Raw genomic sequence first — 20925 nt, 5'->3', positions numbered from 1 at the left:
CCTAAATAGTTATACGTTTTTATTCAATTCCATTGCAAGCCGGATCATATCACGACATACAATCCCATTTTCAATAATCTCTTCTTCATAATGCTTCGAAAAGTAATCAAAATCAATAGAAAAAATACGAAATCCACATTTTTGATATAAAGCAAATTGTGAAACACTAGAATTGCCTGTACCAACTTCAAGTTTTGACATACCATATCCTTTAGCAGTTTCTACAGCATGCCTTAATAGCTTCTTCCCAATCCCTTTTCCTTGTAAATGCTCTGCAACCGCAATATTCATGATTTCCATCGTCTTTGGCCTTGTTTCCAAAAGAACATATACACCGATAACACTCCCCCCCTGCTTAGCTACGTATGTTAATCCTCTTTGTACATATGTAGCTATTTGCCGTTCACTTGGATCAGCAAGTAGCAATAAAGACTTCGGTATAGCCTCTTTTGGAATACGTTCTATTACAACAGACATAAAAAATTCCCCCTTCTCTATTGTTCTAAACCCTCCTTGTCTACCATAAGTAATAGAAAGGAGGGATTCACCATGGACAACAATGAGAAAAAATGCAACGTCATCTCTATTGATGGAAAGAAGAAGAAAAGCGACACGTATTCCTATCCAAAATTAGTAGTTGAAAACAAAACATATGAATTTTCTTCATTCGTCTTATGCGGTGAAACACCAGATGGCAGACGACTCGTTCTTACTCATATGATTTCTACCGATGAATTTGCTGGATTTGTAAAATCTTTAGATACTGTACTGCAAAAGAAAATTGAACGAATCTTTTTCTCCTAACGACTATATAACATAAATTTCTTTTTCAATCTCTACTAACTGCTTTTGCAATTGTTCTTTACTTTGTTCATATAGAGATACATCGATCGTTTCAGCCAATGCAAACAATATACTTTCATAATAGTTCATCACATCTTGCTGCATCACTTTTTGGAATAAGTTCCACTTCATATCCCACTCTTGCTTATAATGATGAACAAATAAATCTTTTTCATCAGCTACATAGTTTGATACGAACGGTTCTAATACAGATTTAGCGTCTTCTTGCATAAAAGCTTTGTCATTCTTTTCAAAAAAGCTTTTCTCATTTTTAAAATGTGCCAGTGCTTTTTTGAAATCTTTTATTTCAACTGAAGGGAACGGTTCTTTATGTGTAATATCTTTATATTCATACTCCACTATTCCATTCATAGAAATTGATTCATTTTCTACTTTACAGTTCACTACAATTTCGTCCTTTGCACGCTTCATCGCTTCGTCTATCCATTTTTCAAGGCGTAATGATGTCGCACGCATTTCTTGCAATAAATCATGCTGAATAAATGCTACTAATTCCATAACACACTGTTGCAATTGTGTTTTCACATTTCCATCCGTTCGAAGTGACGTCGGATTAATAAATTCAGTAAACACATCGTTATAGCGTAGGAATAGACGCTGTTGCACGTAATAAAGCAACTCTTTCACTTCATTTTGCATCGCCTGTTCTTCAGCAAGTACACTATATGATGAAATGATATGAAGTAGTTGATCACGCTCTGCTTCATATTTTTTCGTTTGCTTCTCTTTCTCTTCATTCCCCTGTTTTGCACCCTTTATCATGTTTACTAAAAGCTGATCTGCCCCTTGCAAAGCACCATATAGAGCATGCACAGAAACAAGCATTAAATCTCTCATCATAAAGGACGTAAATGATTCCTCAAACTTCGTAATCCCAGAGTTTTGTAAAATACCATACTTCTCTTTTTCAACATTCTTTCCTTGTTTCTCTTCAAGCGCACATAAACTTGAAATTGCAAATAAACGCGGATTTCTAATACCGTATTGCAGCAGCTGATCTGCGATATAACCTTTTACCATTTCAAGTTCTTCTTCAGACTCTGCTAAATCCGCCGCATTAATTAAGAAGAACATTTTATCAAGGGCAAAAGTATCTTTTACACGACCAAGCTGAATTAAAAATTCACGGTCAGCACGAGAGAATACATGGTTATAATATGTTACAAATAAAATAGCATCTGCGTTTTTAATATACTGGAATGCAACATCCGTATGGCGAGCATTAATAGAATCCGCTCCAGGTGTGTCTACAAGCGCTACTCCCTGCCTTGTTAAAGCACAATCATAATAAAGTTCCATATACTCAACGAAGCATGATTTCTCTTCATTCGCTACATAATCAGAGAACTCTTCTAATGTAACTTGTACTTGTTCTCCTAAATAAGTAGAAACTGCATCATACCCTTTTTGTACCGCTCGTAAAAAGCTAAATGTTGTTTTTTGCTTCCCAGTTGGTGAAGGATATTTCATAACTTTATCGATTTGCGCTAACGCTTCATCTAACGTAGCAATCTCATAATGAAACAGCTTATAAACAGCTTTCATATCTTCTAATAACGCTTGCTTTGATTTAAACTGAACAATTACTGTTCCGTGTGGTTTTTCCTCTGTAACCGGCAAAATTTGATTAATCGTTGCCGTCGTCGGGTTTGGTGATACAGGAAGTACTTTCTCACCGAGTAAGGCATTGGCAAATGATGATTTTCCAGCACTAAATGCCCCGAATAACGCTACTGTAAATTGTTTTGTTTCCACACGTCTTCTTTTCTCTATTACCTCTTGCTGTACATGTTTCAGCGCAGGCAATGGCTCTAATATCGTTTCAGCTTTTTTCACTTTCTCTAATATCCGCTGAATATTTAAAGCCACCGTTCCTTTCAGCTCTTCTTCATGAACCGCTACGTTATTGTTTACGATTTCCTGCTCTTGTAGTGTAAATTTCTCACTAACAATTTGTGCCTCCCTTTGCAATATCTCATCTATTTGCAACCCTTCAGGCGTAGCAACATGATCGTGCCAAACATTTCGTAAATAGTCTTCATATGCCTCCAAATTGTTACTGTATTGTAATTGTGTTTCTTTCGCCGTTTGCAACATCGTATATGTTTCAATCTCTTCTTCAATACGAGCAACTGCTTCTCTCACCTTTTGCTTTAAAACGACCGCACTTTTATCAAAAATTTGCTGCGCTTTTATAAAATAACGTTTCTTCAGTTCATTCGCTACATCCGCTGTATAAAGAAGTAAGTAATCACCTGTGAAACCTGCGCCTTGTTTAATTACTTCAGCCAACATTTCTGGTCCGAAAGCAATTTCTAACCCATATATGTCTTTCCCAATTTCCTCCGTGAACAATCCTTCTTCTTTTAAGAAGGCTACAATAAATTCCTTCACATGAAAATCAAGCTGCGTTTCAACAGTCTTTTGAAGGGCAGAATAAAACGCCTCTACACGTCTTTGTTTTTCTTGCTCCGTCTTTCCTTTCGCAAATAGCAAACCGACCTTAAATTTTGTTAATTTCGTTTCTAAATATGCATTTGCCAATTCTCTCATTTCAAACGGCATTAAATATGCGTTATCTAATATAGCTTGTAAACCTTTTATAAATTCATTTCTCACATAAGATTCTTTACTTGCCTCACGATTTTTCGCTTCCGTTAACTCTTCCTTCTTTTCAACTACCTCTGAAATAGAAAGTGGTGATGCTAACTCTTCCTCATATTTCAAGAGAGCTTTTTCATTTTCAGAAACAATAAACGAGAAATGTTCCCCCATTAAATATTCTGTTTCTCGCTCCATTCCAGTCCTTACATACTGCTCTTTTTCTTTCATAATAGAAGTAATTAACGCTTCTAAGCTTCTAATTTCATTATGTGGATGGTTCATCATTCGTAATGACGTATAATAAACACCATCTACTTCAATATCCCAGTTAGAGAATGATTGTTTTACACTATCTTTATAATTCTCAAACGATAATTCATTTTCTTTATGTTTATCTATTTGATTTACAACGAGATAAACCGTTTTATTACGTTGTTTCAATTCTTTAACAAATTGTAAATTCACTTCCGATTGGACGTGATTATAATCCATCATATAAAAAATGACATCTGCCAGATGAAGTGTCGACTCTGTCGCTAATTGATGGGCATCATCTGTTGAATCGATCCCTGGTGTATCAACTAACATAACCCCTTCAGGAATCGGCGCGTCGTTTCGATAAATATGAACACCAATTACTTCATCGCCGTCTTTACAAATTTGTTTTAATTCTTCTGCTGAATATGCACCGTCATATTCGTACTGCTCTCCAGATTTAACCGTTACAACAACACGATCCATTCCTTTTTCAATTTTGACAACGTTAGCGCTTGTCGGAATTGGACTTGTCGGTAACAACTGCGCTTTATATAGATGATTCATCATCGTTGATTTCCCTGCAGAGAAGTGACCGCAGAACGCTATCATAAGCTGTTCTTGTTTATATTTTTGAATTACCTCAAACAACTTTAAACTATTCTCTGCATCGCCGTGTTTTTGCCACTCTTCATAAAAACAAACAAGTTTTTTCATACCGTTTGTCTGTACTATGTTTGTCATCCCCTTGTTCCCCTTTATCCAAGATGTATATACTTTTCCCCGCTATTTGCGAGCTCATAACCAGTGAGAGTTACACCTACCCATTGATTACAGTTTCACTTTACTATCATACTAAATTTTCAGCATATTCTCATTAAAAATAAAAAATCCCTTTCATTCTTTTTACAAATGAAAGGGATTTTATGTCATATCACTCATTTTGCTGTTCCTACTCCATTTAAAACATACTTCGCAATAACTGCATATACAGCGACTGTACCTACTACTAATGCATATACCATACTTACGCACCAACCTTTTTTTGATAATGATTATCACTTTTGAATACAGTTTATCATTAAAGAGAATCATTATCAACACTTTTCATAAAGAAAGCTCCTTATAAGAAGGAGCTTTACTGCCTGTTTTGAAAAAGGTTAAAACTTGTTGTGCACTCTTATTATATCTCATCCTACATAACTTAACAGTTTAAAAAAATGGAAATATCCCCTATCTCCTCCACCTTACATTTCGTATAATAAAAGGGGATTACTTAACAAGGAGGAAAAAAATGACACAAAATCTCACACAAGACGAGAGGATACACTCCATTGATATTATTAGAGGAATAGCTGTACTAGGTATTTTTCTTGTGAATTGGCCTGTTATCGCCGGGGTTGACTCACGTGATCTTTCAGGAATTTACGAAGGGATAGACAGCTACATTCGCCTATTTTACGATATGTTTATTCAAACGAAATTTTATACAATTTTTTCGTTTTTATTCGGATTAGGTTTTTATATTTTTATGAGTCGTGCTGAAGCGAAAACAGATCATCCAAAAATTTTATTTGTTCGCCGCTTACTTATTTTATTATTATTCGGTTTCTTACATTACGTTCTTTTATGGGACGGAGACATTTTACATACTTATGCGATTGCTGGATTTTTCTTATTTTTATTTTATAAGAGAGAACCTCGTACTATTTTAATATGGGCTATCGTTTTATTGAGTATTTTTCAATTCATTATGCTAATGGCTGGTATTACGGTTGCATTGGTACCAAAGGAAGAGCTAGGTTTTTCCTTACCTATCATGCCATTAGAAGACTGGCTGTCACAAATACAAAATCGTTTCCATGCATTTTACGCTGATGGAATTGGATTAAATTTACTTATGCTCCCAGAAACAGTTGGGCTGTTTTTACTTGGTTTATACGCCGGCAAAAAGGATATTTTCCGCCGCGCGAAAGAGTTAGATCCAAAGCTTAAAAAATGGCAAATTATTATGTTCCTTTTTACATTACCAATGTGGTTCTTCATGGTTCGTTACTTCTTATCAAAACCATTTTATGAACCAATTTATATGCAGGTCTTTACAATGTTTAGCGGAAAAACGTTATTCATATTCTACATTTTCACACTAATGCGTTTATTACAAAAAGAAAAATGGCAAACGTTATTACGTCCATTCCAATACGTTGGACGAATGGCATTAACAAATTACATCTCGCATACAATTGTTACATTACTTGTATTCGGGCTATTGTTTAAAAATGATTATCTGGCTCCACTATGGGTTGGACCACTATTCTGCATTAGTTTCTACACGTTACAAATCTTTATTAGCCGCTGGTGGCTTTCACATTACCAATACGGACCACTTGAGTACATTTGGCGTCTTGGTACTTATGGGAAAATGATGCCACTTAAAAAGAAAAGCAAGGTCTCATAACGAGACCTTGCTTTTTTACGCTTCTCTTACTGCACTTTGCATAGATACTGGCTCTTCTTCTACTTTCACTTTGCGCTGCGGCACCATATTAAATACGATATTTAAAAGTACTGCTGACGCACTTCCAAGTACAATTCCGTTATCTGTTAAAATACGAATGCTTTCTGGGAGTTGTGAAAATAATGTAGGAACGACTGTTACGCCAAGCCCAATTCCGACAGAACATGCAACGATTAATAAGTTTTCTTGTCTTCCGAAGTCAACGCTACTTAACATTTTAATACCATATGCCATAACCATACCGAACATCGCTAACATCGCACCGCCCAGTACTGATTTTGGAATAATTGTTGTAATAGCTGCGATTTTTGGAATGAAACCAAGTGCGATTAACATACCACCGCAAGTATAAATAATAACGCGATTTCTTACTCCAGTTAATTGAACAAGTCCTACGTTTTGAGAGTATGTTGTATATGGGAACGCGTTGAAAATGCCACCTAACACCATCGCTAATCCTTCTGCGCGATAGCCTTTTGTTAATTCTTTTTCACCGATTTTTTTATTGCAAATATCAGATAATGCAAAGTATACACCCGTTGCTTCTACAATCCCTACACAAGCAACGAGAATCATCGTAATAATTGGTGTTAATTCAAATGTTGGTGTACCAAAGTAAAATGGTTGAATACCGTGGAACCAATCCGCCTCTCCAACCGCTTGCAAACTTACTTTCCCCATAAACGCTGCAACGATAGTACCGAACAATAGACCTAGTAAAATAGAGATTGAACGAATAAATCCATCAAAGAAACGATACATAATGATGATAAATAATAACACACCAAATGCTAATGCTAAATTTTCAAGACTACCGAAATCCTTACTTCCTACTCCTCCAGCCATATCATTAATTGCTGCTGGAACAAGTGTAACTCCAATTACAGTAACAACAGATCCTGTTACAACAGGTGGAAACAGTTTTACAAGTTTTCCAAATAATTTCGCAAAAATAACAACGAATAACCCAGCAGCAATAATTGCTCCATAAATTGAAGACACACCGTATTGTTTTCCAATCGCAATCATCGGTCCAACGGCTGTAAATGTACAACCAAGTACAACGGGAAGTCCTATACCGAAAAAGCGATTTGATAATGCTTGTAAAATTGTCGCAACGCCGCACATTAATAAATCAATTGAGACTAAATATGTTAACTCTTTTTGATTTAAACCAAGTCCACCGCCCACAATAAGCGGAACGATAATTGCTCCAGCATACATTGCAAGCATATGCTGCATACCAAGCGATGCAATTTTAAATGGATGCTGCTTCATCGTTTATTTCACCTCCGCAGTTTCTTGCTGTACAAATGTAACTGTGCCGTTATCAAGTGATGCAATTTCTGCTAGTGATTCAACACGAACGCCTTGTTCACGAAGCTTCTTTCCTCCATCTTGAAATGCTTTTTCAATAACAATTCCAATTCCTGCAATACTCGCTCCAGCTTGCTCTACTAAACTCATTAAACCTAAAGCAGCCTGACCGTTTGCTAAAAAGTCATCGATGATTAATACACGATCATTTTCATCGATATGATTTCGAGATAATGAAATTTCATTTGTTTCTTGTTTTGTAAATGAATATACGTTTGCAACGTACATATTATCTTGTAACGTTAACGATTTACGTTTTCGTGCAAAAATTACTTTTACACCAAGCTCTAATGCAGCCATAACTGCTGGTGCAATGCCTGAAGATTCAATCGTCACGATTTTTGTAATGTTCTCTTCTTTAAAACGTTTAGCAAATTCTTTTCCGATTTCTTGCATAAGTACTGGATCAATTTGATGATTTAAAAAAGCATCTACCTTTAATACGTCACCAGATAAAACCTTTCCTTCGTTCAAAATCTTTTCTTGTAATACTTTCATGTTTGTTCCCCCTCTTATGCAATAAAAAAACTCCAAAAGCCGCCACCACTCGTTACAAGTGAGAGACGCGCTTTTGGAGTTTCGCAAAAAAAGAATGCTAAACAAGCAATTATATTCGTCCTCACTCATAGTCAAAGTATTTACGGTACTTCGGTAGAAACTTGCAGGCCATATCCCCGCGATTATATGAGTGTAGCTAACTATTTATTTTATAGAAGGATTATAACGTACTTTTTATGCTTTGAAAAGCATTTATCGAAAAAACACGTACAAATTTTTAAAAACTACTATTTTTGTTCGAGTTTTGCAAACTCTTTCATTTCCAATTACAACTTCGTTAAAATGATTGGCCCATCTTTTGTAATCGCAATTGTATGCTCATATTGAGCTGATAATTTCCTGTCCATCGTTCGTGCAGTCCACCCATTTAAATCTACTTTAGAATATCGCATACCTATATTTACAATCGGTTCAATTGTAATTACCATTCCTTCTTGTAACTGAGGTCCTTGTCCTTGTTTCCCAAAATGAAAAATTGCTGGTTCTTCATGAATCTCTTTACCGATTCCATGTCCCGTAAAGTCTCTTGCAACAGAAAAACCTTCATTTGTTACATAACTTTCAATTGCATAGCCAATATCTCCTACATGGTTATCGATTATCGCCTGGTCAATTCCTTTATACAAAGCATTCTCAGCTACTAACAACAACTTTTCTGCTTCATCAGAAACTTTTCCAACTCTATACGTCCAAGCAGAATCTGAAAGACCCCCATTTAAGTTTACTACCGTGTCAATTGTTACAATATCACCCTCAGTTAAAGGAACATCGGCCGGAAACGCATGACACATTTCATCGTTTACAGATGCACATATCGCATATGGATATCCGTTGTACCCTTTCTGCTCAGACGTTGCACCATGCTGTTCTAAATATGCTTCAACAAACGTATTAATTTCTTTTGTAGTAATACCTGGTTTCATCATCTTCGCAATTTCTCTATGACATGAAGCAAGTAATTTTCCAGATTCATGCATTAACTCTATTTCATTTTTCGTTTTAATTATACTCATGCTGTCTCTCCTTACTAAACTTGCTATTTACTATTAAACTTCAATCATACACATCCTCTTCCCAAATTTCAAAACTTCCAATTACAAAAAGTATGATTTATTTCTGCATAAAAAAACAGAAGGAGATTCTTCTGTTTTTTAATCATTTTTACATATATAATTCATTTTCAAAAACTCAAAACAACTACCATTTGTTTTCTGTATAAACGTTCCAACTACTTCAAACCCTGCCCTTTTATACACTTTAATCGCTCTCTCATTAAATATAGCTACTGATAGTGTTATATACTTGCATCCATATTTTTCTTTACTAAAAGCTAGTATAGCGTTTAAGAACTGTAAACCAAATCCGTTCCCAGTTATATTAGGTCTCATTCCAAGACCAATATCAACCGTTCCGTCATTTATTTTACAAACAGTAAAATAACCAATGAGAGTGCCATTTTCCTTCACAGAAAATGTATGATTCCCTCTACTTTCATCATGTAAAAATTCAGCTAAATCTTCTTCATCTGCCTCTATATCGTAAAAGGAATATTTCCCTTCATAATGCCAGTTGTATGCAATTTCTTCTGCTTCTTCTTGCGTCATTACTTTATATGTATAGTCCATTCTCCCATCCCCCTTTAAAAAAGAGCTGCTTTTGAACTGCACCCCAATTGTTAGACACAGTCTAACAATTGGGGTGCAGTTTTTCTATGGCTAAATTTACAGCTGATGAAAAAATACAAATCGTTCTACGTTATTTGAACGGAAATGAAAGTTATCGAGAAATGGGTAGATCGCTCGGTATAAGTGACACAATCATTTTGAATTGGGTAAACCAATATAAACAGAATGGTCTGGAAGCTTTTCTAAAACGATGTACAAATTACACACAACAATTTAAACTAGACGTACTAAACTTTATGATTGAAAACGGTATGTCCTTATTTGAGACGGCAGCTATCTTTAATATTCCTGCCCCTTCAACGATTTCTGTTTGGAAAAAACAGCTCGAAACACAAGGAATTGATGCCCTTCAATCTAAGAAAAAGGGGCGTCCATCCATGAAAAAAGATTCAAATAAACAAGTAAAACAACCTTTAGCTGAAGGATCAGTCGAAGCACTTGAAGCACGCATTAAACAGCTTGAGATGGAAAATGAGTACTTAAAAAAGTTAAATGCCTTAGTTCAAAACAAGGAAAAATCACAAAACAAGACAAAGCGCAAGTAGTCTATGNTATTTTTTTTAAAATCAGGGTAATTAGAAAGCAGAAATACTGATCTAAACTATATTCTACGAGGGAGATGGACATATGAAAAAAGTAGAAATTGATGTTAGTAATAACAAGCTTTTAATAGTAAAGGATGGAAATGTTACAGCATTCAATCCACCGGAGAGTGGTTTTGGTGAGCAAGTTGCTGTTTGGATAAACGGTAAAGTTGATCGTGTAGATACTAAGTTTACTGAAAAGATAAAATAATCATTTTAAGAAAGTAGGTTCGCTTATGAGTGTAGCGAGAAATCATGAAGCGATGAAGGAATCACGGTTGAAGGTATACATCGCTTTAGAAGAAGCTAACTTCATTTGGGATGAAAGAGATGTAATTCGTTTTCGTGAAATGTGGAGTCAAGGCATGAGTTTACCAAAGATGGCAAAAGCGTTAAGGAGACATCAAGCTGAGGTTGCTATCCTTGTAATAGATCAGGCTGATAAGTATTTAATTAAAAATCGTCCGATAGGATTAGGGATTTGCTAAATAGGAAGGGGAAAGCAAAATGAATTTAACTAAAATATTCAGAATGCAAAAGGTGTTAGATACAAGAATCATTGAGGAGCATGGATTAGAAGGGCAAAATTTATTTTACAATATGATTCTTGCATTACAGGTTGAAATTGGAGAACTTGCAAATGAAACAAGATGCTTTAAGCATTGGAACAATAAAGGACCTAGTGAAAAAGAAGTTATTTTAATGGAGTATGTAGATGGATTTCATTTTATATCTTCATTAGGGAATGGCATCGGATTTAATCCTAATGAATATAGCCTGAAGTTATTAGAACATAATGCAAACGTCTATACCGCAAGTACGCTAGTAAATCAATTTAACAATGTATATGAAGCTTGTATCGGAATTTCGTGCAACTCAAGACATTGAGCTTTATGAGGAATTATTGTACTCGTTCTTAGGTTTAGGTAAGAAATTAGGAATCACATTTGAAGAGATTGAGCAAGGTTATTACAAAAAGAATGAAGTGAACCACCAGCGCCAAGATAACGGATATTAAGACCAAATTTGAATTTTATAAAAATAAATATTGAGGATAATCCTTATAAATAAAGGCTCCACTCTCAAAAGGGTGAGAGTGGAGTCTGTGGATGATATTACTGAGTTCTTGGGATGGTGAACATCAGCACATAAATAATAGTATGAGTATTCAGAAAAATCATTGAGTAAATGTTTCCGATTTTTCAAATTATAGTTAATTGATTTTCATTAAACAAATGCGTTATTTGAATAGAAAATGGCAGGTAATTGACTAAGTTACCTGCCGTGTGCCTAAAAAGTCCGGAGGGGTAAAGCTCCATTTTTAAAGAGTGTAGTCATGGGAAGTTGACTTGAGGATAGTTTGTGTAATGTAAAAAAGATTATTCGTATAGGAGAATGAAAAAAGAGCACATATCAAATATGTACTCTTGAAAAAAGGAGGCTCCTATAAGCGATGAAACATAATACTACAACATATGATTGCCTCATTTAAAGGTGCAAGGAATGTACAAAATAGTTATTGTGTTGAACAAAAAAACATGCACAAAAATTGTGCATGTATAGTAAAAGCTATGTCTTGTCTATGTAAATATATGCTTAGTTTATATAAATCGTGTGTATGTTTGAACGAAATGGTTATTTGCAAATATAAAGAGCGCTTTTTAAGGCGCTCCATGACCAAAACTAAAATTGAAAAAGAATACCACATGATATTTTATGTATGTTCTTAATACATGTGCAGATCTTTCTTTTGCACAACAAAGCAGCTAGTTAATAAAACTAACTGCTTGTTGTACAAAAGAAACGCTCCGCTTACAGAAATAGTTTGTAACTTTAAGTTACAAAAATAGTATGAACAGGGTTGAAAATGTTATGCAGAGATGAAAAAAATAAAATAAAAAAGAGCACCATGCATTGAACTGCACCCCAATTGTTAGACACAGTCTAACAATTGGGGTGCAGTTTTTCTATGGCTAAATTTACAGCTGATGAAAAAATACAAATCGTTCTACGTTATTTGAACGGAAATGAAAGTTATCGAGAAATGGGTAGATCGCTCGGTATAAGTGACACAATCATTTTGAATTGGGTAAACCAATATAAACAGAATGGTCTGGAAGCTTTTCTAAAACGATGTACAAATTACACACAACAATTTAAACTAGACGTACTAAACTTTATGATTGAAAACGGTATGTCCTTATTTGAGACGGCAGCTATCTTTAATATTCCTGCCCCTTCAACGATTTCTGTTTGGAAAAAACAGCTCGAAACACAAGGAATTGATGCCCTTCAATCTAAGAAAAAGGGGCGTCCATCCATGAAAAAAGATTCAAATAAACAAGTAAAACAACCTTTAGCTGAAGGATCAGTCGAAGCACTTGAAGCACGCATTAAACAGCTTGAGATGGAAAATGAGTACTTAAAAAAGTTAAATGCCTTAGTTCAAAACAAGGAAAAATCACAAAACAAGACAAAGCGCAAGTAGTCTATGAATTAAGGCATAAATATTCGGTGAAGGCACTCGTGGAGCTAGCTACTATTCCTCGAAGCACGTATTATGATTTAGTAAAGAAAATGAATCGTCCAGATGTAGATGCCGATTTGAAAGCCGAGATTAAAGCGATTTATGAGGAAAATGAAGGTCGTTATGGTTATCGTCGCATTCGTGATGAATTAACGAATCGTGGCCAGAAAGTGAACCACAAGAAGGTTCAGCGCATTATGAAAGAGCTTGGGTTAAAGTGTGTTGTGCGTATGAAGAAATATAAATCCTATAAAGGAAAAGTCGGTAGAATTGCACCTAATATTTTAGAGCGTAATTTTCATACAGATGCACCGAATCAAAAGTGGGTAACAGACATCACAGAGTTTAAATTGTTTGGAGAAAAACTGTATGTATCACCTGTATTAGATTTGTATAATGGTGAAATTATTACCTATACAATTGGTTCTAGACCGACGTATTCGCTTGTTTCAGACATGTTAGAGAAAGCATTGGAACGTTTACCTGAAACCCACCAGCTACTGATGCATTCGGATCAAGGATGGCATTATCAAATGAGACAGTACGTCCGGACACTTGAATCAAGAGCTATCGTCCAGAGTATGTCTCGAAAAGGCAACTGTTACGACAACGCAGTAATAGAAAATTTCTTTGGGATTATGAAGTCGGAGTTCCTCTACATAAAAGAATTTGAAAATGTAGAGCACTTTAAAATAGAATTAGAAAAATATATAGATTATTATAATACGAAACGGATTAAGGCAAAATTAAAAATGAGCCCGGTACAATACCGGACTCACTTTTATCAAGCTGCCTAATGAAATAACCGTGTCTAACTTTTAGGGGTCACTTCACAATTAAGCAGCTCTTTTTTTACAACTCATAAATCTCTTTATATTTCGCTTCTAAATAATCAGCTAAGTAGTTTGCATTTAAGCCTTCACCTGTTACATCTTCTAAAATTTCAAGTGGCTTTTTCGTTTTACCGTATTGGTGAATGTTTTCTGTTAACCATTCACGAATTGGTGTTACGTTTCCTTCTTCTAATAATGCATCAAAGTTCGGAATGTCTTTTAACATTCTTTGCTTAAATTGCGCTGCATACATATAACCAAGTGCATAAGATGGGAAGTATCCAAATGAGCCACCAGCCCAGTGAACATCTTGCAATACACCTTGCGCATCATTTTCCGGACGAATTCCTAAATATGCTTCCATCTTATCATTCCAAGCTGCTGGTAAGTCCTTCACTTGTAATGTACCATCAAATAATTCTTTCTCTAATTCATAACGCACCATAACATGAAGCGGGTATGTAAGCTCATCTGCTTCTATACGAATGAATGACGGCTTCGATTCGTTAATTGCATCATAAAATTCATCGACTGACATATCATCAAATTGACCATCGCTATACTCTTTTAATAAATCATAATTTTTCTTCCAGAATGATTTATTACGGCCGATAAAGTTCTCAAAGAATAATGATTGTGATTCGTGAATACCCATAGATGTACCACTGCAAAGTGGTGTACCTTCAAATTGTTCTGCAATGTTTTGTTCATATACTGCATGACCACATTCATGAATTGTTCCAAATACAGCCATACGGAAATCTTTTTCATCATAGCGTGTCGTAATACGAACATCCCCTCTATTTAATGTAATTTCGAAAGGATGTACTGTTTCATCAAGACGACCTGCTTCAAAGTCATAATTCAATTGCTTTAATAGTTCTAATGTAAAGTTCTTTTGTTTTTCTTTTGAAAACTGTTCCGATAAAGCACTTGTTTTTAATCCTTTTTTAGACTCAGAGATTTCTTTTACAAGCGGCACGATACGCTCACGAAGTTGACCAAATACGTGATCTAAAACTTCTACTGTAATACCTGGCTCATACATGTCTAATAATGTATTGTATTTATATGTTTCATAACCCCAATATGTAATAAATTTCTTTTTAAATTCAACAATTTTTTCTAAGTACGGGCGGAACATTTCGAAATCAGATTTTTCGCGAGCTTCTTCCCACACACTCTCTGCTTTCGCTTCTAATTTCACATAAGCCTCATATTCAGCTTGTGGAATTTTTTTATTTCTATCATATTCTTTCCGACACTCTTCAACCATTTTCTTTGTCGTTTCAGAAAGTTTATCTTCACGTATTAAAGCTTCAAGTTCTGTTAAATAGTTTCCCATCTCATCTGAAGTCGACATAGCAAACACTTCTGACGAAAGCATACCAATTACTTCTGAACGCTGATCTACACCTTTTTTTGGTGCACCTGTTCTTAAATCCCAAAACATTAAACTTAATGCTTCTCCGTAATTCTGTATCTTCTTCACGTATGTTAAAAATTGTTTTTCTACCTCATATGTAGCAACTGTCATCGTATAAAAGCCTCCTTTTTCTACCTCAAACTTAATTCGACACGGAAACATAAATTCCTTTTATAATAGAAAAAAAGCTTGGCAAGCGCCAAGCTTTCTCCTTATAATTCTTTACCTTCTACTGGCAGTACATTTTTCACAGCTGCAACTACTTTCTCATCTTCTGAATCAGATAAGAAGATTGATATAGCACCTTTATCTTCACTTGTACGAATTAAACGCCCAATTCCTTGACGAAGTCGTAAAATCATATATGGTACATCTACATCCCAGAATGGATCATTTACGTGCTTACGTTTCGCTTCAAACACAGGATCGTTTGGAGGGAATGGTAATGACCAAATAATAACGTGTGATAATGATGAACCAGGAATATCTAAACCTTCCCATAAATGAACCGCACAAAGTACAGTCTCTTCTTCATTTTGGAAACGAGAAACGAGCTGGCTAATTTCCTGATCTCCTTCATATAAGAACGGAACCGACATTTGCTCCTTACTTACATACTCTTTGAACGCTGCAAGCTCTTGCGTTGTACGGAATAATACAAGCGTACGTCCATTTGTTTTTTGTATATTTTCAAGTGTATATTGACACTTTCTTTCCCATTCATTTTCTTTCGTATGCGATAGTAAGTTTACTGCCATTTGCTCTTCGTAATCAAACGGTGAAGCAACTGAGAATGATAAGTAATCTTTTACCCCTAGGCTATTAGCTGTAAACGCGAATGAATCATTGTTCGATAATGTCGCAGAAGAGAAAATATACGGTATTTTCTTCGAGAACACTTTCTCTTGTAATACTTCTTCAACTGCACGCGGCATAATCACTAATGTGAAGGCACCATCACCTTCTTCCCCCCAAGTAATTACATTTTTCTCGTGCATGAACAGACGAAGTGAATGTTCTAATACATCTAAATGCTCATCAACAATATTTAAATCATACGTGTTTACTGTATGCATTTCACTTTCGAATACTAATGCATCTCCAACTTCACCGATTTTTGCATAAAGTCGTTTCGCTTCAGCTGTTACTTTTTCTGTCACAGTAATTTCTAAACGATCAGAACCGGCAATTTCTTTTTTGTTTTCTTGTAACACATCAAAGAATCGCTCTGTTTGCCAAATTGTTTCTTCTACTAAATGTGCAAACTCCTCACGAATATCGTTTTGTAGCAATCTCGTTAAAAGTTGCTCCATCATTGTTTGCTTTAAACGGTATGTTAAAGCTTTTTGAGCTGCATATTCTACAAGATGTCCTTCATCGAATACAACGCAGCTACTTTCTGGTAATAACGGAATTTGCCCTTCACGCTTACGAGCATCGTACGTCCAAATATGATCCATATAGAAATCTTGAGAACAAATAATTAAATCTGCTGCTTTACGATAATGTTCACGAGAAAGAGTTTGTCCACAACGATGACGAGAATCACAAGTAAAGCAATCTTGGAAGTAATCCCAATTTACTTTTGACCATTCTTCGTCATTTAAAAGTGGAAATTCTTTTCTGTCACCATAGTGAGTAAAGTTTTGCATCGTACCATGATCGAATACAAACTGTGGTAACTCATAATATACGTCTTCAATTACTTCTGGAGCTCGTCCACTCATAACATCTTCAAGTTTACGTAAGCATAAATAATTATCCATTGATTTTGCAAGCCTTACATCAACAGATAGCCCTAATGCTTCAGATAACTTAGCGATGTCCCCTTCTTCTTTCACAAGCTGCTCAATTAACGTTTCATCTGCACAAGCAATAATAGCTGGTTTCCCAGTATAACGCGCGTAACAAATTGCATATAGAAGATATACAATTGTTTTCCCTGTTCCTACACCAGCTTCTGCGAACATAACTTTCTTTTCTTGGAAAGCGCGTTCTAACTGAAACGCCATAAAAATTTGTTCATCACGCTCTTCAAAGCCTTTTTCCGGAAGGATGTCGTAAAACACATCTCCAATCCACTCATTCAACTTATCATAAAAATTATCTTGTTTTCCTACTTCAAATGGTAATCTCTTCTCAGTAAACATCCTTAGCCTCCAACCAAAAAGTTTTTCTATAAAAAGATAATAGCAACTGCTACGCATATGTATGCATTTGCTTTCCCCTGTTGCAATACATAGAAATTCACGAAAAAAAATTTTCCTTTCGAAAAAGGAAAATTTTCTTCTATATTAATGACTTTAAATACCGTTTATCAATCGCTGTTTCATGTGAAAGAGCTGACAAATATTCTTCTTGTGCTTTTTGTATTTCATCTACAATCGCACCTTGACTATCCACTTCTTTTCCGAGCTCATCATACGTACGGTGAATAGCTTTTTGAATCATTGATAATTGAAAATTATCCATATGACTTCCTCCTTTACGCATTACATAATAGCCAGTATATGCGCGCTGGAGGAGTTTTATACTATGAATTACGCGGTGGACGTTTTCCGAAGTATTGGTAGTAATCTGCCACCAAAACAAACTCATAAACCTAGTAATTTAAAGGTTTCCTCTAATTTCTTTTTTCCGAATCATTTGTTACTACTTCCATAATAATATGTCTAGAAAAAAAATACAATGGATTTATGTATTAGACACATCGTTTTATCTTAACATAATTAGATAACATCTTCAATAATTTATTATATCCTAATTATGAGATGACTATTTGATTCAAAACTGGACAATCTCATCGCTTCTCATTAATCATCTGTATTAGCAAAAAGAAATCGCATGATACTAAAGAAAAATAAGAAGACAAAAAAACCAGCAAAATACCCTGCTGTCACTAGCAAATTTGTATATTTCACATTAACATCTAATACATTCAAATAACCCAAAATAAGTAAATAGAAAGTAGATAAATTCACGCTCAATTCTGTTATATATCTTATCACATACCATCTTTCTCCATTTAACTTATAACAAGTAAGTTTCTCCCAATAAAAATGATATATAAGAAGTAAAAAAACTGATATTATCCCTCCTAATATCACTAAGTAGGCTAAAAAGTTCATTATCATTACAAATACTAACAGGACCTTCTTTAAATATTGATGAGCCATCAATCCCATAAATTAATTATTTAAATCTACAAAAAAATTATAATCAAAACTTTTAATAAAAAACAAAAAGGTCAACAATAAAAAAAGAATTACTTGTATTTTCTGTAATGAAATTTCTTTAAATTCCTTTATACTACGAATTGCTTGTGTTTCAAGTGCCATCTATTTACCTCAATTCTTAAACTTGTATTTTACAAAAATCACAGTATTTATACCCCTATATTTCTTACTAAATTCAACAATAACTTCCGGTTATTCGACATCTGTTAATTTAGATATAAAATTCATCAATTATAACTTCTCCTTTTCAAAAAAGAATTCTTTTTTACACTAGCACACTAATCTCACTATTTTATTAACCTGCCAAAATACCAATAAAAACAAAAACTATAACAATAATTATAATTAAAACCACACCACATCCAACTATATCCATGGTTTGCCCTTTATTAAATTGCTCTTTCCTTCTTTTATACTCTTCTGCATCATATTCCATGTTAATGAATTCACTGTTTCCAGAACGTTTATTTTCTGCTACTTGTTGCAAAAGTTTGGTGTACAATTTAATATCACATTCTATCAAATCTACATATCCATTATGATATCTAATTATTACATGAAATGTAGAATCATTCTTTGCAGACAAAGCCCCTGCTAACGCTCCTGCACCACCTAATGCAATATTCCCAATAACGCCACGAACTACAGCACTTTGCACATTTTTCACACTATCTTCACTAACAATTTCAAGCATTGAAATATTCTGTTTCCATTTTTTTGTATCAATATTTATCAATTCACTTTTTACTTTTTGCCCAATGATTAATTCTTGATTACGCCAATTTAATGTATATCCTTCTTTTAGTATCTGCCCTGTTACCGTCACCCCTGTAAATGGTTCTAAATTCCCCATCCCTACGCCCTCTTTCCTTTAATAAAATTTGCACTTTACTAATAAAAATACCATATTTTTCCATACACATAAACTTCCTATTATGTACTATTTAAAACGATTTTATATTACCCTTAACAAAAACAGAAAATTCAGTTTTTTGTTGAAAAACAATTAAGTATAATATCTATTATATTCTATTCTTGCTATCATTATTTATAAGAATCTATAAAATCCAAAGGAGGATATCATGAACGTTCAAACAAAGGGGAATGAACAGATTACAAAGTTATTAGATAACTGGTATATAGAAATTCGAAAAAGAAATTTAAATAATGCAAAGCAACTAAAAAAGGAACTCGATAAAAACATTACCAGTGTAAAAGACGATAAAAATGTACTTTTATACCACTCTTTATTGAACTTCCGTTATCAATACTTGATGGACAGTTTAAGTATTGGCAAAGATAGTTTTAAAGAAATAGAATCTTTTGATATACCAACAGATGAACCTTTATTATATTATTACCATTTTTTCAAGGCAATGCACTCAAACATAACTGGTGATTATAATTTGGCAAAAGAACATTATGAAAAAGCCGAAATTAAATTAAAACAAATCCCAGATCAACTCGAACAAGCAGAATTTTATTTTAAACTTTCTACCTTCAATTGCCATAACCAACAATATGTTTTAGCACTTAAACAGGTTTCTAAGGCAAAAGAAATTTTTTCTAAATACAATGGTTATGAATTAAACATTGGTTACTGTAATAATCTTTATGGATTAGCATGTATACATTTGAAAGAATATGAATTAGCAGAAGAATGTCTTATCTCTGCATTGGATATATTCCAAAAACAAAACGAAGAACAAGCAACCTTATACGTTCGACATAACTTAGGTTTTATGTATGCAAATCAAAACCTTTCAGAATTAGCAATTCGCTATTTATCCGAAGTAACTGAAAAAATGCCAGCAAACTATAGAGCGATTTTAATTGAAGCATGCGAACATGCAAAAATTAATAATAAAGAAAAAGCATTAGAACTTTTAAAAACAGGTTTAGAAATCAGTTTAAAATTAAAAAATGAGGAATACCAACATCGCTTTAATATCTTACTAACGATAAACAATGAGGTTTCTGGAGAACAATTAGAATCAATAATACTAGCAGGAATGCTCTATTTTGAAAAAGAAAACCTATACGAGTACATTAATGAATATAATGAAAAATTAGCAGTGAAATTTTATCATGAAGGCAATCATTTAAAGGCAAGTAAATACTTCTATCTAAGTTCAAATGCAAGAGAAAAAATTCATGATAAGGGGGCGTTAAAATGAAAAAAGTAATAATTAGTTTAACGGGAATTATGACTGCACTAACATTAACATTTGGTGTACTGGATGCTAAAGATACACATGAAACAATTTATACTGTAAAACAAATGTCGGATGGTCATACTGGTGGTTAATAGGTTGAATTAAAAGGGTGGTTGTAAAATAGATAACCACCCTTTTTTATTTTCATACTTCTTTAAAATCTTTAATTAAATAATTTATTTCGCTTAAAATATCTTTTAAAGTTCATTTAAAACATTTTTATTATGTAAAAGAAGGGCAAA

General features: G+C 34.2%; 18 protein-coding genes, 2 pseudogenes and 1 riboswitch. Of the genes and pseudogenes, 9 read left to right on the top strand and 11 right to left on the bottom strand.

Annotated elements, in window-relative coordinates:
* Nucleotides 1-9 precede the first annotated feature (9 nt).
* On the bottom strand, nucleotides 10-477 hold the full coding sequence (locus V6946_RS08355; protein WP_006924352.1) for a GNAT family N-acetyltransferase: 468 nt from the start codon (nucleotides 475-477) through the stop codon (nucleotides 10-12).
* Nucleotides 478-549: 72 nt separating this feature from the next.
* On the opposite strand from V6946_RS08355, the gene V6946_RS08350 reads away from it, so the two are divergent.
* Entirely contained in the window at nucleotides 550-804 is a 255-nt protein-coding gene (locus V6946_RS08350; RefSeq protein ID WP_000369740.1) for a DUF3931 domain-containing protein, read from the top strand.
* 3 nt (nucleotides 805-807) lie between these two features.
* On the opposite strand, the gene V6946_RS08345 is transcribed toward V6946_RS08350, so the two are convergent.
* Nucleotides 808-4467: a dynamin family protein gene (locus V6946_RS08345; protein ID WP_006924353.1), complete on the bottom strand. Its 3660-nt coding sequence runs from the start codon at nucleotides 4465-4467 to the stop codon at nucleotides 808-810.
* A gap of 550 nt (nucleotides 4468-5017) precedes the next feature.
* On the opposite strand from V6946_RS08345, the gene V6946_RS08340 reads away from it, so the two are divergent.
* Nucleotides 5018-6181 (top strand): DUF418 domain-containing protein, encoded by a 1164-nt coding sequence (locus V6946_RS08340; protein ID WP_006924354.1) that lies wholly within the window; start codon nucleotides 5018-5020, stop codon nucleotides 6179-6181.
* 15 nt (nucleotides 6182-6196) lie between these two features.
* On the opposite strand, the gene pbuX is transcribed toward V6946_RS08340, so the two are convergent.
* From pbuX to V6946_RS08320, 4 genes are all read right to left on the bottom strand, one after another.
* Entirely contained in the window at nucleotides 6197-7519 is a 1323-nt protein-coding gene (gene pbuX, locus V6946_RS08335; protein ID WP_000809213.1) for a xanthine permease PbuX, read from the bottom strand.
* A 3-nt stretch (nucleotides 7520-7522) separates the two neighbouring features.
* Entirely contained in the window at nucleotides 7523-8116 is a 594-nt protein-coding gene (locus V6946_RS08330) for a xanthine phosphoribosyltransferase (protein ID WP_000866483.1), read from the bottom strand.
* Between the two features lie 108 nt (nucleotides 8117-8224).
* Nucleotides 8225-8326: riboswitch (purine riboswitch) on the bottom strand.
* Between the two features lie 116 nt (nucleotides 8327-8442).
* Nucleotides 8443-9189 carry a type I methionyl aminopeptidase gene (locus V6946_RS08325; RefSeq protein WP_000022486.1) on the bottom strand — a complete coding sequence of 249 codons (747 nt, stop codon included), beginning with the start codon at nucleotides 9187-9189 and terminating at the stop codon, nucleotides 8443-8445.
* Nucleotides 9190-9327: 138 nt separating this feature from the next.
* A complete protein-coding gene (locus V6946_RS08320; RefSeq protein ID WP_000386765.1) occupies nucleotides 9328-9801 on the bottom strand; it encodes a GNAT family N-acetyltransferase in 474 nt (157 codons plus the stop codon).
* Between the two features lie 86 nt (nucleotides 9802-9887).
* On the opposite strand from V6946_RS08320, the pseudogene V6946_RS08315 reads away from it, so the two are divergent.
* The 5 genes and pseudogenes from V6946_RS08315 to V6946_RS08295 all read left to right on the top strand — a co-directional run.
* Nucleotides 9888-10435: pseudogene (locus V6946_RS08315) on the top strand (transposase); the annotation flags it as partial.
* Nucleotides 10436-10488: 53 nt separating this feature from the next.
* On the top strand, nucleotides 10489-10656 hold the full coding sequence (locus V6946_RS08310) for a DUF3954 domain-containing protein (protein ID WP_006923988.1): 168 nt from the start codon (nucleotides 10489-10491) through the stop codon (nucleotides 10654-10656).
* A 25-nt stretch (nucleotides 10657-10681) separates the two neighbouring features.
* Nucleotides 10682-10933: a hypothetical protein gene (locus V6946_RS08305; RefSeq protein ID WP_006923989.1), complete on the top strand. Its 252-nt coding sequence runs from the start codon at nucleotides 10682-10684 to the stop codon at nucleotides 10931-10933.
* 19 nt (nucleotides 10934-10952) lie between these two features.
* A pseudogene (locus V6946_RS08300) lies at nucleotides 10953-11463 on the top strand (dUTP diphosphatase).
* 951 nt (nucleotides 11464-12414) lie between these two features.
* Nucleotides 12415-13769 (top strand): IS3 family transposase gene (locus V6946_RS08295; RefSeq protein ID WP_085961003.1). Its coding sequence is split into 2 segments (ribosomal slippage): nucleotides 12415-12868 and nucleotides 12868-13769, totalling 1356 coding nucleotides; the frame shifts between segments, so codons are not numbered across the junction.
* A gap of 55 nt (nucleotides 13770-13824) precedes the next feature.
* Here V6946_RS08295 and ypwA read toward each other — a convergent pair.
* The 5 genes from ypwA to V6946_RS08270 all read right to left on the bottom strand — a co-directional run bounded on the left by ypwA (nucleotide 13825) and on the right by V6946_RS08270 (nucleotide 19320).
* Nucleotides 13825-15342, bottom strand: a complete 1518-nt coding sequence (gene ypwA, locus V6946_RS08290) for a carboxypeptidase (RefSeq protein ID WP_000215074.1) — start codon at nucleotides 15340-15342, stop codon at nucleotides 13825-13827.
* Between the two features lie 101 nt (nucleotides 15343-15443).
* Nucleotides 15444-17381 carry an ATP-dependent DNA helicase gene (locus V6946_RS08285; protein WP_000493700.1) on the bottom strand — a complete coding sequence of 646 codons (1938 nt, stop codon included), beginning with the start codon at nucleotides 17379-17381 and terminating at the stop codon, nucleotides 15444-15446.
* A 139-nt stretch (nucleotides 17382-17520) separates the two neighbouring features.
* Entirely contained in the window at nucleotides 17521-17703 is a 183-nt protein-coding gene (locus tag V6946_RS08280) for a DUF3921 domain-containing protein (RefSeq protein WP_000368570.1), read from the bottom strand.
* 341 nt (nucleotides 17704-18044) lie between these two features.
* Nucleotides 18045-18239, bottom strand: a complete 195-nt coding sequence (locus V6946_RS08275) for a hypothetical protein (protein WP_006924359.1) — start codon at nucleotides 18237-18239, stop codon at nucleotides 18045-18047.
* 523 nt (nucleotides 18240-18762) lie between these two features.
* Complete coding sequence (locus V6946_RS08270; protein WP_000527307.1) at nucleotides 18763-19320, bottom strand: hypothetical protein; 558 nt, start codon at nucleotides 19318-19320, stop codon at nucleotides 18763-18765.
* 229 nt (nucleotides 19321-19549) lie between these two features.
* Between V6946_RS08270 and V6946_RS08265 the strand changes: the two genes are divergently transcribed.
* Complete coding sequence (locus V6946_RS08265) at nucleotides 19550-20644, top strand: tetratricopeptide repeat protein (RefSeq protein WP_366981525.1); 1095 nt, start codon at nucleotides 19550-19552, stop codon at nucleotides 20642-20644.
* Nucleotides 20641-20775, top strand: coding sequence for a hypothetical protein (locus tag V6946_RS08260; RefSeq protein WP_006924364.1), 135 nt, complete (start codon nucleotides 20641-20643; stop codon nucleotides 20773-20775). The genes V6946_RS08265 and V6946_RS08260 overlap by 4 nt, the downstream gene beginning before the upstream one ends.
* Nucleotides 20776-20925: the final 150 nt, after the last annotated feature.

The sequence above is a fragment of the Bacillus sp. PPSBB_2 genome, assembly GCF_045291115.1.
Classification (GTDB): Bacteria; Bacillota; Bacilli; order Bacillales; family Bacillaceae_G; genus Bacillus_A; species Bacillus_A cereus.
Note: the sequence above shows the minus strand (reverse complement) of the source record. Positions and strands in the feature narration are given on the sequence as shown.